Origin of the sequence: Sphingomonas sp. 2SG (assembly GCF_005503285.1) — a bacterium.
Taxonomy (GTDB): domain Bacteria; phylum Pseudomonadota; class Alphaproteobacteria; order Sphingomonadales; family Sphingomonadaceae; genus Sphingomonas; species Sphingomonas taxi.
Genome location: NZ_SCMZ01000019.1, coordinates 61,070 through 74,314 on the forward strand (window position 1 = coordinate 61,070; position 13,245 = coordinate 74,314).

Annotated in this window: 10 protein-coding genes and 1 tRNA gene; 4 read left to right on the top strand and 7 right to left on the bottom strand. The window is 67.1% G+C overall.

Features of this window, described 5'->3' with window-relative positions; genetic code table 11:
• Positions 1 to 71: 71 nt before the first annotated feature.
• On the bottom strand, positions 72 to 440 hold the full coding sequence (locus FFS23_RS09955) for a response regulator (protein ID WP_038665254.1): 369 nt from the start codon (positions 438 to 440) through the stop codon (positions 72 to 74).
• Between the two features lie 143 nt (positions 441 to 583).
• Between FFS23_RS09955 and FFS23_RS09960 the strand changes: the two genes are divergently transcribed.
• Positions 584 to 3,100 (top strand): ATP-binding protein, encoded by a 2,517-nt coding sequence (locus tag FFS23_RS09960; protein ID WP_137898489.1) that lies wholly within the window; start codon positions 584 to 586, stop codon positions 3,098 to 3,100.
• Positions 3,101 to 3,154: 54 nt separating this feature from the next.
• Here FFS23_RS09960 and FFS23_RS09965 read toward each other — a convergent pair whose 3' ends face one another.
• Both FFS23_RS09965 and FFS23_RS09970 read right to left on the bottom strand, forming a co-directional pair.
• Positions 3,155 to 4,012: an SUMF1/EgtB/PvdO family nonheme iron enzyme gene (locus tag FFS23_RS09965; RefSeq protein ID WP_137898490.1), complete on the bottom strand. Its 858-nt coding sequence runs from the start codon at positions 4,010 to 4,012 to the stop codon at positions 3,155 to 3,157.
• The gene (locus FFS23_RS09970; protein ID WP_137898491.1) at positions 4,009 to 5,796 is read right to left on the bottom strand and encodes an arylsulfatase; all 1,788 of its coding nucleotides are present in this window, start codon (positions 5,794 to 5,796) and stop codon (positions 4,009 to 4,011) included. Before FFS23_RS09970 ends, FFS23_RS09965 begins: the two co-directional genes overlap by 4 nt.
• Before the next feature lie 171 nt (positions 5,797 to 5,967).
• Here FFS23_RS09970 and FFS23_RS09975 point away from each other — a divergent pair, with 171 nt between their 5' ends.
• The gene (locus tag FFS23_RS09975) at positions 5,968 to 8,346 is read left to right on the top strand and encodes a TonB-dependent receptor (RefSeq protein ID WP_137898492.1); all 2,379 of its coding nucleotides are present in this window, start codon (positions 5,968 to 5,970) and stop codon (positions 8,344 to 8,346) included.
• 144 nt (positions 8,347 to 8,490) lie between these two features.
• Here FFS23_RS09975 and FFS23_RS09980 read toward each other — a convergent pair.
• Positions 8,491 to 8,580 (bottom strand) — tRNA-Ser (locus FFS23_RS09980).
• Between the two features lie 162 nt (positions 8,581 to 8,742).
• Here FFS23_RS09980 and FFS23_RS09985 point away from each other — a divergent pair.
• Positions 8,743 to 9,492 carry a DUF1134 domain-containing protein gene (locus tag FFS23_RS09985; RefSeq protein WP_038665227.1) on the top strand — a complete coding sequence of 250 codons (750 nt, stop codon included), beginning with the start codon at positions 8,743 to 8,745 and terminating at the stop codon, positions 9,490 to 9,492.
• 19 nt (positions 9,493 to 9,511) lie between these two features.
• On the opposite strand, the gene pyrC is transcribed toward FFS23_RS09985, so the two are convergent.
• On the bottom strand, positions 9,512 to 10,549 hold the full coding sequence (gene pyrC, locus FFS23_RS09990; RefSeq protein WP_137898493.1) for a dihydroorotase: 1,038 nt from the start codon (positions 10,547 to 10,549) through the stop codon (positions 9,512 to 9,514).
• Positions 10,550 to 10,619: 70 nt separating this feature from the next.
• Here pyrC and ygfZ point away from each other — a divergent pair, with 70 nt between their 5' ends.
• Positions 10,620 to 11,345, top strand: a complete 726-nt coding sequence (gene ygfZ / locus FFS23_RS09995) for a CAF17-like 4Fe-4S cluster assembly/insertion protein YgfZ (protein WP_137898494.1) — start codon at positions 10,620 to 10,622, stop codon at positions 11,343 to 11,345.
• On the opposite strand, the gene FFS23_RS10000 is transcribed toward ygfZ, so the two are convergent.
• Entirely contained in the window at positions 11,324 to 12,625 is a 1,302-nt protein-coding gene (locus FFS23_RS10000) for a UDP-glucose dehydrogenase family protein (protein WP_137898495.1), read from the bottom strand. The two genes, ygfZ and FFS23_RS10000, sit on opposite strands and share 22 nt — an antisense overlap.
• 203 nt (positions 12,626 to 12,828) lie before the next feature.
• On the bottom strand, positions 12,829 to 13,245 hold a 417-nt coding region (locus tag FFS23_RS10005), incomplete at its 5' end, for an OmpA family protein (protein ID WP_137898496.1).

The window sequence follows — 13,245 nt, forward strand, 5'->3', positions numbered from 1 at the left end:
GCGATGAGACCCGTCGTGCTCGCGTGGCGACACGTTCGTCATTTCCGACATGGAGAATCCGAGCCCGGGTCCTATGCCTTGGCAAGAAGCTGCTCGACCCGGAACACCAGTTCGTCGGGGTCGAACGGCTTCTTCATATAATCGTTGGCGCCTGCGAAGCGCGCGAGCTCCTCGTCGCGCTGGCCCTGACGCCCGGTGAGCATCATGACGGGCAGATCGGCGAAGGCAGCGCTCTTGCGCAGCTCCTGCACCAGCAAGACGCCCGCCAGCCCCGGCATGTTGCAATCGAGGATCACCAGATCGGGCTTTCTCGCTTTGATGATCTTGAGCGCTTCGCCACCATCGAGGACGAGCCCGGCGCCGTGGCCGGCCGAGATGAGCGCATCGCGGGCGATTTCACCGACGATCTCGTCGTCGTCGGCGATGATGATCCGGGCCATTAGTGTCTCGCTCCAGGTTTCGACATTGGGGGTTCAAAGCGACGCGCCACCCTGAACCCGCGCGTCCATCATTAAGAAGCAATGGTTCAACAAGGCCTTAACCAATCCCGCCATAGAGACGACGTCTCACGGGAGGCGCGGAAATGTACACGGAGAGGGTAAGGTCGCAGGTCGCGCTCGTCGTCGCGCTCGTCCTGCTGATCTGCTGCGCGGGTTCCGGTCTGTGGCTGGTCCACGAGAAGCAGAAGGCCGACGCCTGGGTTCGCCACACCTATGTCGTCAAGGAGCATCTGTCCGACGTCCGCGTCGACCTGCTGCGGGCGGAGGTGTACCGGCGTGCCCTCGTCCTCGGCGACGCGCAGGCCGGCGACACGCTCGCCGAAATCTCGCGCAAGGTACCGCGGCAATTGGCGACGCTTCGCCGATCGACGAACGACAATCCCGATCAGCATGCGCGGGTCGAGGCGTTCGCTAAGATCGCCAACACCAGGCTGAAGGACATCGGCGAGACCATCGCCTTGACCCGGCAGGACAAGGCGAGCGACGCGGCCAGGATCATGGCGAGCCCCGAGAGCCATGTGGCGACCGCCGCCCTGATCGACCTGATCAAGCGCATCAGCGCGGAAGAGCGGCGCCTGCTCGCCATCCGGCTGAAGCATGCCGAGAATTTCCGCGCGCCGATCCAGGCGGGGCTCATCGTCAGCGGCTTGCTCATCGTGCTGCTCGCCGTGCTCGTCTACCACGACCGCTGGAGGCGGCTTAACGCCTTGCGCATCGTGAACGAGCGGCTCGAGGCAGACATCCTGCGTCGCCAGATGGCCGAGTCGGAATTGTCCCTCCTCGCGCAGAACGCCACCGATGCCGTGCTGCGCGTCGACCTCAAAGGCCGCTGCATCTACGCGTCGCCATCGGTCGAGCAGCTGTTCGGGATCAAGGCCAGCCTGCTGGTCGGGCAACGGCTCGGCGCCTCGGTTCATCCCGACGATCGCGCGGAAATGCAATCGTTCCATAGCGCGCTCGTCACCGGCACCGTCGATCGCGGCGTGCGCGCCTACCGTGCGAAGCGGATCGATACACCGGCATACGAGCTATGGATCGAGGCGCATTCCGGCCTCGTCCGCGATCCCGCGACCGGCGAACCACGCGAGATCATCACGTCGCTGCGCGACGTCACCGAGCGCAAGCGCCTCGAAGCCGAGCTGGAGGCGGCGCGCGAGCATGCGGAAGCCGCCGTCCGCGCCAAGTCGAGCTTCCTCGCCAATATGAGTCACGAGATACGAACGCCGATGAACGGTGTTCTCGGCTTCGCCGACCTGCTGCTCAACAGCGAGATATCGACGGAGCAACGCCATCAGGCGCAGTTGATCGTCGACTCCGCCAAGGCGATGATGCGGCTGCTCAACGACATTCTCGATCTCTCCAAGATCGAGGCAGGACAGATGCAGATCTCACCCGAGCCCATCGATCTGCGCCATGCCCTGCGCAACTGCATCAAGCTCGTGCAGCCCGCCGCCTCCCAGAAGGGTCTTCAACTCGATGTCGAGATCGACGAGGCGCTGCCGGTCTGCGTGCTGCTCGATGGCCTGCGGTTGCGCCAGGTCACGCTGAACCTGCTGGCGAACGCGGTGAAATTCACGCCGGCAGGCAGCGTGTGCCTGCGCGCATACGGAGTCGAGGGACAGGGGCGGCCGATGTTCGAGGTCGCCGTGGAGGATACCGGCATCGGCATTCCCGCGCATCGTCAGGCTGCGGTATTCGACCAGTTCACCCAGGCCGAACATTCCACGGCGAAGCGGTTCGGCGGGACCGGTCTCGGCCTGGCGATCAGCAAGCAGCTCGCGGCGTTGATGAGCGGCAGCCTGGAACTGACCAGCGACGAGGGGATCGGCACGACGTTCACGCTTCGCCTGCCGCTGCTGCCGGCGCAATCCGACGAGCGGGAAGCGATGCCGATCGCCGCCCGGACGACCGAGCAGCGCCCGCTCCGCATCCTTCTCGCCGAGGATCACGACGTCAATCAGGTCCTGATGAAGGCGATGCTGTCGCGGCTCGGCCACGACTGCGTCATCGTCGACAACGGTCTGCGCGCCGTGCAGGCGGCGACCGCCGCCGATGCGCGCTTCGACCTGCTGCTGATGGATGTGCAGATGCCCGTCATGGACGGGCTGGACGCTGCCAGGGCGATACGGTCCGCGGGGATCACCGCCGATCGACTACCGATCGTGGCGCTGACCGCAAATGCCTATGCCGACGACGTCGCCGCATGCCTCGACGCCGGGATGCAGGATCATCTCGCCAAGCCGCTCGATCTGGCGATCCTCACTCGCGCCGTCCAGAAATGGACGCGCTCCGTGCCCGCCAAGGTCCTCGTCACGCCGACGTTCAAGATCAGTCCGGCGCTGCAAGCGCGCTTCGACGCGCGCAAGGCGGAACTGCTCGCCTTCGCCAAGCGGCTCGACGACGACGATCGGGTGGATGACGAGGGGGTCAAGCAGCTTGCCGGACTGCTCCACAAGCTCGCGGGCTCCGCTGCGATGTTCGGGCAAAAGGACCTCGGCGTACGTGCGGCAGAACTCGAGGAGCAATTGGAGACGGCGGCAGCGGGTAGTGAGAAGACCGTGATCCATACCGTGCTGCAGACGCTGCGAGACGCGGCTTAGGCGATCGAGCCGCCGGCTTTTGGGTCGGCATATATTGCCCCTTCACGTCAGTATTCAGAATGCCCGCTCACTCCGATACGCGATGCGGAAGCCGATATGCGATGTCGGTAGATCATGCTCCTGCGCCTGATAGGCCGCCGGGCGGAAGTTCGCGCAGTAATTGACCGCGCACAGGAAACTGCCGCCTTTCACCAGCCCGACCGCATCCTGCCCGGCGACCCATTCCCATACGTTGCCGACCATGTCGTACACGCCGAAATCGTTGGCGTCGAAACATCCGACCGGGGCGAGGCCGGCATAGCCGTCGTCCGCGGTATCGCGAATCGGAAAGACGCCTTCCCACACGTTCGCGCGCGGCTTGCCGCCGGGGAACGCCCAATCCATCGGCGCGCGACCGGCATATTGACGGCCCCGCGCGGCGCGTTCCCATTGCTCGGTAGTCGGCAGCGCGCCGCCGGCCCAACCGGCATAAGCGACCGCATCGTCGCGATCGACATGGACGACCGGCTCGTCCGCCTTGCCCGACAGGTCGCTGCCCGGCCCCTGCGGATGCCGCCAGTCAGCGCCCTTGACGAACCGCCACCAGCGCGATGCGTCGTCGAGCGACACCGGCTGCGCCGGGGACACGAACAGCGCGGACGCGCCGTCGCGCTCGGCGCGGGTGCGATAGCCGGTCGTCGCGACGAAGGCGGCGAACTGGCGGTTGGTCACCTCGTGCGCATCGATCCAGAAGGCGGCGACCGGGGTCGCCTGCCCCGGCCGCCCGTCGCCATCCTCGCCGAGCAGGACCGCACCCGCCGGGATGAAGACGCGGGCGTCCCCGGTCAGGCAGCGCGCCGTCACCGCCGGGGCACGCGCGCCGATCCCGGTCAGCGCGACCAGCGCCAGCAGCAGCGCACCCCCGCGCGTCACGGCCGCGCCGCCGGAGCGGCGGCGGTTTCCGCCGTGGGCAACGGCACCACCCCCTTCGCCTTGGCATAGGCATCATAAGCGGCGACCAGCTCGGTCAATCTGCCCGGCTCCGCCACCGCGAGATCCCTGGTCTCGCCGGGATCGGCGGCGACGTTGAAGAGCTGCCAGCGTCCCGTACTCACCCCCTGCCGCGTATATCGATTGGTCCCCGCCGGCAGGTAGACCGCCTTCCAGTCGCCCTTGCGCAGCGCGCGCCGGAAGAACAATTCGTAGCCGACGGGCTCCTGCGCGGTACGCACGCCGGCCGCCTCCGCGGCGAGCACCGGGCGCAGGCTGCGCCCCTCGTGCGGCAAAATCGGATGGCCGGCGAAGTGCTGCGGCTGGCGCAGCCCTGCGTAATCGAGCAGCGTCGGCGCGACGTCGCGGACGTCGAGATTGGCGTTGGCGATGCGGCCGCCGCCCTTGACGCCGCGTCCCGCCGCGAACGCGCTGACCCGGATGCCGCCCTCGGTCGGATAGCCCTTGACCAGCCACGACGGCGTCGAATTGGCCTGCGCCCAGCCCGGTCCATAGCCGACGTAGCTGCTGCCCCTGCCGATATTGGCGAGACTGTTGTCGATGCCCAATGCAGGCTCGGGCTGCTTCGGGGCGTCGGCCGCGGCTGCGCCGGGCGTCGCCGGTTTGAACCGCGGGCTCGGCGCCTCGATGACATTGCCCTCGGGACCATTGTCGGCGAAGAACAGGATGATCGTATCGTCATAGCGGCCGAGCCGCTTGAGCGCAGCGATCACCCGGCCGACGTTCTGATCCATCCGGTCGACCATCGCCGCATAGACTTCCATCTTCCGCGCCTCGATCGCCCTCCCCTCGGCGCCGAGCGACGACCAGGCGGGCACCTTTTCCGTCGCATGCGCGACGGCATCGGCGGGCACGAGGCCGAGCTGCTTCTGGCGTGCGAGCCGCGCGTCACGCAACGCCTCATAGCCCGCGTCGTACCGTCCCTTGTATTTGGTGATCGTCTCCGCCGGCGCCTGCAACGGCCAGTGCGGCGTCGTGAACGGCAGATAGGCGAAGAACGGGCGCGCATCGCCGGCCCGCGCCGCACCGTCGAGATAGCCGATCAACCGATCCGCAAAATAATCTGCCGAGTAGCTGCCCTTCGGCAGCGCCGCCGGCTTGCCGTCGTCGCGGTAACTCGGCGCATAGCCCGCGGCGGCCCAGGCGGCGTTCTGATCCTCGCCGAAATGGTTCGACAACCCCTGGAGCAGGGCGAAGCTATGTTCGAATCCGCGCGCGGCGGGTTCGCGCTCGGGGGTCAGCCCGAGATGCCATTTCCCCGCCATCACCGTCACATAGCCGCCGGCGTGCAACAATTCGGCGATCGAGGCGACGCGGTCGTTGAGATAGCCTTCATATCCCGGCCGCCCGCGCGTCGCATCGCCGAGCAACTCGGCCATCGTGCCGAGCCCCGCCTCGTGATTGTCGACGCCGCTCATCAGCATCGAACGCGTCGGCGAACAGGTCGGTGCGGTATGGAAGCCGGTGAAGCGCACGCCCGACAGCGCCAACGTATCGAGATTGGGCGTCTGGATCTCGCCGCCGAACGCGCCGAGATCCGACCAGCCGAGATCATCCGCGACGATGACGAGGAAGTTGGGCTGGCGCTGCGACGCCGGGGCCGGCGATACGGCAGCGGACGTCGCCTGTCCGGCCGCGACGCCGGGCGCGGCGCTTGCCACCGCGACCAACGCCGACGTCGCTGCAAGAATCTGTCTGACGGTCATGCTTGCTCCCTTGCGATGGTCCACGCACGCATAGCCACCGCCCCCGAAGCCTCAATAAAGATTTCCTACCAAGCCGATGGGGATTCATGCTTTTCGTTACGGCCGGTGATCTTTCTACCCAAAGGGGATGCGGCAGCCGCCGCGCCAGCGCCACGAAAGCACAGCCGCCCCATGTCCACGCCCTTCGTCCGGTCCTTCCTTCTCGCCAGTGCCGTCCTGACCGCCGCTCCCGTCTTCGCGCAGCAGCAAGCCGCCACACCGGACACCGAACGACAGGACGACGAAGCGGACAGCGGTGCGAGCGGCGACATCCTCGTCACCGCGCGCCGGCGACCGGAACGCAGCCAGGACGTGCCGATCGCCATCAACGCGTTCGGCGCCGCGCAGATCGAGGCGACCCGCACCTACAATTTGCGCGACCTCCAGCAGCTCACCCCCAGTCTGGTCGTCACCAACACCAATCCGCGCAACACCAGCATCAACATCCGCGGGCTGGGCAACAATGTCGCGGTCTATAACGACGGGCTCGAACCGGCGGTGGGCGTCTATCTCGACGGCGTCTATCTCGCGCGGCCGGGGCAGACCGTCTTCGATCTTGCCGATCTCGATCGGATCGAGGTGTTGCGCGGCCCACAGGGCACGTTGTTCGGCAAGAACACGTCGGCCGGTGCGATCGTCGTCGCCACCAAAGCGCCGACCTTCGATCTCGAGGCCGGCGGCGACGCATCGCTGGGCAATTACGACTTTCGCCAGGTCCACGCCTATATCGCAGGGCCTCTGACCGATACGCTGGCGGGGCGGCTGTTCCTGTCGAAGACCGATCGCGACGGGTTCACCTTCAACCGCTTCGACGGCCGCTATGGCCAGGACTTCCACGACCTCAATCTGCGCGGTCAATTGCTGTTCCAGCCGACCGACCGCGTCAAGCTGCGCCTGATCGCCGATTGGGGACGGCAATCCTCGTTCACCGCCGGCAACATCCTGCTCGGTGCGATCCGCACCTATGACAATGGCACGGTGTTCGCGAACAATTACTACGACCGCGCCGCCCGGCTCGGCTATTCGCCGGTGTCGACCGACATTGCGGCGCGCACCACCGACGCCAATGCCGATCCGCGTTACAAGATGAACCAGCACGGCATCAACGTCACCGCCGATTTCGATCTCGGCGGCGCGACGCTGACCTCGGTCACCGCATATCGCGCCTGGAACTGGTATCCGCACAATGACGGCGACAGCACGTCGCTCGACGCCGGCGCCGATTTCCATCAGAGCAACAACCAGAAGCAGGTCAGCGAGGAATTACGCATCGCCTCGAACGGCGACCGCCGGATCGATTACGTCGCGGGTCTCTATTATCTCTATCAGTCGATCGCAGCGGAGGCGGTCAATCTGTACGGCAGCCGCGCGGCGGACTGGTTCCTCGCGCCGACCACCAATGCCGCGGTCGGCGCCGCCGCGCTCAACGGCTATGACGTCGTCAGCCACTCGCGACCGGTCACCGACAGCTATGCGGCGTTCGCGCAGACGACCTGGCACGTCACGGGCGCGGTCGATCTGACCACCGGACTGCGCTATACCTATGAGACGAAGTCGGGTTATTTCGACCAGCGCGCGACCGGCGCCTCGCTGGCCGCGCTGACGCCGGCGCAACAGGCGGCGGCACAGGCGATCCGCGCACGCTACGGCGTCGCCAATGCCTATGCGGCATCGACCGAGGCCGAGCGTCTGTCGGGTCAGGCAACGCTGTCGTGGAAGGTCGCCAGCCCGGTGCTCGCTTATGTCACCTACGCGCGCGGCAACAAATTCGGCGGCCTCAATCTGGCGAACATCACCACCACCGGCCAGTTCGCCGCCAATCCGGTGATCCACCCCGAGACGATCGACAGCTACGAGGCCGGGCTGAAGACGAGTTGGGCGGGCGGTCGTGTCACCGCCAATGCCGCCGCTTTCTGGACCGACGTGAAGGATTATCAGACGACCATCGTCGACATCGAGCGCAACGGCGTCAGCTTCTTCACCAACGCCGCCAAGGTCCGCACCCGCGGTTTCGAGGGCGACGTGCGCATCGCGCCGGCACGCTGGCTGTCGGCCTATGCTTCGGGCACCTATGACGATGCGCGCTATGTCTCTTATGCCAACGCGCCCTGCCCGATCGAGATCACCGGCCGGACGATCTGCGATCTCAGCGGCCGCCGCCTGCCCGGCGTCTCGAAATGGGCGGCATCGACGGGCGGCGAGGTGAAGGTGCCGATCGCGCCGACCGACGGCCATGACACCGAACTCTATCTGGGATCGGATTACAGCTATCGCAGCAGCACCAACACCAGCGCGAGCCTCAGCCGCTATTCGGCCATCCCGAGCTATGGTCTCGTCAACGTCCGCTTCGGCGTCCGCGCGCTCGACGGCCGGTTCGACATCCAGCTCTGGGGCCGCAACATCACCGACGCGGCCTATTTCCTGTCGCGGTCGGCGGCGAATACCGGGGCGATCACCGGCACGCTGGGCGACCCGCGCACCTATGGGCTGACGCTGCGGACGAAATGGTAGGTCCGGCGTGCTGAAAGCCCACACGCTCCACAACAGCGTCGGGCAAGCATCCGCTGCATCACGCTATCGCTACTGCCGAAGATAGCCCGCAAATCAGACGCCTCGGCCCGGAGGGCGATACGATCGCTGTGAGAGCAGACCGGCTGGCGGAGACGGAGGGATTCGAACCCTCGGTACGGTTTCCCGTACGACGCTTTAGCAAAGCGTTGGTTTCAGCCACTCACCCACGTCTCCGGATGCGGCAGAGTGGGCGCTATAGCGGCGGTGGGCGGGCGGATCAACCGCGCTTGGTCGTGCGATCCGACGGAATTTCGCGGCATCCCGCCATTCGTTCATTGCCCGGCAAGCGCGACGATGGTTAACCTCGCGCGCATCGGGTTGTCCGAGGGGGTAGGCATGCGTGTGTTCGGGTTTTCCATGGCGGCGGCGAGCCTGCTGGCGGCGAGTGCGCCGGCGCAGATGACGACGATCGATCCCAATCGCGCGATCGACGGTGACCTCGCCACCTCCGCCCCGGCGCGTACGCCCGCCCAATCGGCGCCGCGACGCGCCGATCCGCCGGCCGCGCGAGACGACACCCCGCAGCCGGGCTTCGCCCCGTCCGCCCCGCCGGCCGCCGCGGTGCCGGAGGAGGCAAGGGTCGAAGCGGTCAATCGCGCCGCCGACACCTATCAGCGCGACGACCTGCTCGCCGCTGGCGAAGGCGTGTTCGGCAAGGGCGCGGCGGGGCTCGCCGGTCTGCTGGAAAAGGTGCTGAAGGAACAGGGTCAGCCCAACGCCTATATCGCCGGGCGCGAGGCGGCGGGCGCGTTCGTGGTCGGGCTGCGCTACGGCTCGGGGATCATGAGCCACAAGGTCGAGGGCCAGCAGCCGGTCTATTGGACCGGCCCGTCGATCGGCTTCGACGCCGGCGGCGATGCCAACAAGGTGTTCGTGCTGGTCTACAATCTCTATGACACCGCGGATCTGTTCCACCGCTTTCCCGCGGCCGAGGGGCGATTATATTTCGTCGGCGGTTTCGCCGCGACCTATCTGCGCCGCGGCAATATCGTGTTGATCCCGATCCGGCTGGGCGTCGGCTATCGCGCCGGCGTCAACGTCGGCTATATGAAGATCACGCGCAAGGCGCGCTGGATGCCCTTCTGATCGGGCGGCGGCTGGCGGCTCAGACGTCCAGTCGCCAGCCGATCGTTTCGCCGGCCATGAACGGCACGACCGCGGTATCCCCGGCGCCGATCCGATCGGGGACGGTGACAGGCGCGCGGACCAGCGTCACCGTGCCGCCGTTGAGCGGCAGGCCATAGAAGCGCGCACCATGTTCGGCGGCAAAGCCTTCGAACCGGTCAAGCGCGCCCTCTTCGTCGAAGACGCGCAGATAGGCCTCGAGCGCATAAGGCGCGTTGAAGATGCCGGCGCAGCCGCATCCCGATTCCTTCGCGCCGACGACATGCGGCGCGCTGTCGGTGCCGAGGAAGAAGCGCGGGCTGCCCGAGACCGCCGCACGCCGCACCGCCAGCCGGTGCGATTCGCGCTTGGCGACGGGGAGGCAATAAGCGTGCGGGCGCAGGCCGCCGTCGAAGATCGCGTTGCGGTTGATCAGCAGATGCTGCGGCGTGATCGTCGCCGCGATCGGATGCGCCGCCTCGGCGACGAACGCCGCCGCCTCGGCAGTGGTGATATGTTCGAGCACGATCTTGAGCGCGGGATAGTCGCGGGTCAGCGGCGTCAGCACGCGATCGACGAACACCGCCTCGCGATCGAAGATATCGATGCTGCGATCGGTGACCTCGCCATGGATCAACAGCGGCATGCCGATCCGCTGCAGCGTCTCGAGCACGGTCGTCAGCCGACGGATGTCGGTGACGCCGTGGGCGGAATTGGTCGTCGCATGCGCAGGGTATAATTTGCACGCCGCGAACAGGCCGGCGGCATAGCCCTCGGCGATCATCCCGGCATCGGCGCCGTCGGTGAGATAGCAGGTCATCAGCGGCGTGAAGTCCGCCCCCTCCCCCAGCGCCGCCATGATCCGCTCGCGATACGCCGCCGCCGCCGCCAGATCGGTCACCGGCGGGGTCAGATTGGGCATGACGATCGCGCGCGCGAACTGGCGCGCGGTGTACTGCGCGACCGCGGTGAGCATCGCGCCGTCGCGCAGATGGACGTGCCAGTCGTCGGGGCGGCGGATGGTCAGGCGATCGGTCATGCCCCTCCCTATCGGCGACGGGCCGACGCCGCCAGCTTGATGACGCCCGATCGGACACTAGGTAAGACGGATGAACACCACCCTTTCCGATCGCGCGCTCGTCCGCCTCAGCGGAGACGACGTCCGCGGCTTTCTCCAGGGGCTGGTCACCAACGACGTAATGGGCGCGCTGCCGGTCTGGACCGCGCTCCTCACCCCGCAGGGCAAGGCGCTGTTCGACTTCATCGTCTGGGCGGATGGCGACGACCTGTTGCTCGACGCCGAAGCCGGGCAGGTCGACGCGTTGGTCCGGCGCCTCGGCCTCTACCGGCTACGCCGGGCGATCACGATCGCGCGCGACGATGGCCTCGCGGTCCATTGGTCGCGCGAACCCGGCCGCGGCGTTCCCGATCCGCGCCTCGCGCACCTCGGCTGGCGCTGGATCGCGCCCGCCACCGCGGCGGCGACCGGCTGGCAGGCGCACCGTCTGTCGCTCGGCGTCGTCGAGGGCGTCGGCGAGCTCGGCAGCGGCGAGACCCTGTGGCTCGAATGCAACGCCCGCGAACTCAACGGCGTGAGTTTCACCAAGGGCTGCTATATCGGCCAGGAAAATACCGCGCGGATGCACCATCGCGCCAAGGTCAACCGCCGCCTGATCGTCGCCCCGCTCGGTGAACCGGGTGATCGCACCCGCGCGACCTATCCCGATCTCGGCCTGATGATCGAGCATCGCCGAATCGAGGCGATCGGCGATGCGCTGCGGCCCGACTGGCTGGCCGCAGCGCTCGCCGAGGATCAGCGCCCGACCGCAGTATAGGCGAACCCCGCCCCTTCGACATCGTCGCGGCGATAGACGTTGCGCAGGTCGACCAGCACCGGCGCGGTCATGATCGACGCCAGCTTGGGCAGATCGAGCGCGCGGAACGCATCCCATTCGGTCACGATCACCACCGCATCCGCGCCGGCCGCCGCCTCATAGGCGTCCTTGCAATAGGTCAGCTCGGGCATCATCCGCCGCGCCGGCTCGATCCCCTCGGGATCATAGGCGCGTACCGTCACGCCGGCGTCGCGCAGCGCCTGTGCGATTGCGATCGACGGCGCGTCGCGCATGTCGTCGGTATTGGGTTTGAACGTCAGGCCGAGCAACGCGACCGTCTTGCCCTTCGGACTGTCGCCCAGCGCGTGCAGCACCTTGCGCCCCATCGCCCGCTTGCGGCTATCGTTCACCTTGACCACCGCCTCGACGATATGGACCGGGCTTTCGAAATCCTCGGCGGTCTTGAGCAGCGCGAGCGTGTCCTTGGGGAAGCACGACCCGCCATAACCGGGGCCGGCATGGAGGAACTTGGCGCCGATGCGATTGTCGAGGCCGATGCCGCGGCTGACGTCCTGGACGTTCGCGCCCACCGCCTCGCAGAGGTCGGCGATCTCGTTGATGAAGGTGATCTTGGTCGCGAGGAACGCATTCGCCGCATATTTGATCAGCTCGGACGTTCGCCGCCCGGTGAACAGGATCGGCGATTCGTTGAGATACAGTGGCCGATAGACGCCGCGCATCACCTTGCGTGCCGCCTCGTCGTCGGTGCCGATGACGATCCGGTCGGGGCGCTTGAAGTCGCCGATCGCGGCGCCCTCGCGCAGGAATTCGGGGTTGGAGACGACGGCGACCGCGACGTCGGGCCGCTTCTCGCGCAGGATTGCCTCGACCTTGTCGCCGGTGCCGACGGGCACGGTGGACTTGGTGACGACGACCGTCGGGCCGGTCACCGCCGCGGCGATCTCCTCGGTGGCCGCGAAGACATAGCTGAGATCGGCATGGCCGTCGCCGCGACGCGACGGCGTCCCCACTGCGATGAAGATCGCATCCGCACCGGCCACCGAGGCGGCGAGATCGGTGGTGAAGGTCAACCGGCCGGCCGCGACGTTGGTCGCCACCAAGGCCTCCAGCCCCGGTTCGTAGATCGGCATCCGCCCCGCCTCGAGCGCGGCGATCTTGCCTTCGTCCTTGTCGACGCAGATCACGTCATGGCCGAAATCGGCGAAACAGGCCCCGGACACCAGGCCGACATAGCCCGAACCGATCATCGTGATGCGCATCGATTACCCTCTTGGCGGATGGGATGAACCCCGCCGCTCTCTAGCCGAACGCCCGCCGATTGCCAGTCTTCCCGCTGCTACGAACAGTCGTCCGCGCGCGGCCGTGAAGCAACGGCGTCGCGGTCGCCGCACCGCCGACATACAAAAAGGGAGGCCGGCTCGCGCCGACCTCCCGATTTGCATTCCTGCGGTAGGAGCTGGTCTTACTGACCGGCGCCCGGGCCGTAGGTGACTTCCACGCGACGGTTCTGCACTTCGCGAACACCATCGGCGGTATCGACGCGCGGACGGCTCTCACCGAACGCTTCCGTCGAGATGACACCGGCGGGGATGGCGTGCGACGTGAGATACGCCTTCACCGAGTCCGCGCGGCGCTGCGACAGGCCGACGTTGTACTTGGCCGAACCCGACTTATCGGCGTGGCCGGCCAGCATGACCTGCGCGTTACCGCAGCTCTGGTACTGGCTGACGGCGTTGTCGAGGATCGACGCGGCCTCAGGCGTAACGTCCGACTTGTCCCATTCGAAGAACACGATGAACGGACCAGGCGAGCAGACCGGAGCCTCTGCAACCGGCGCCGGGGGCGGCGGTTGCAGAGGCTCCGGTCTGCTCGCCTGGTC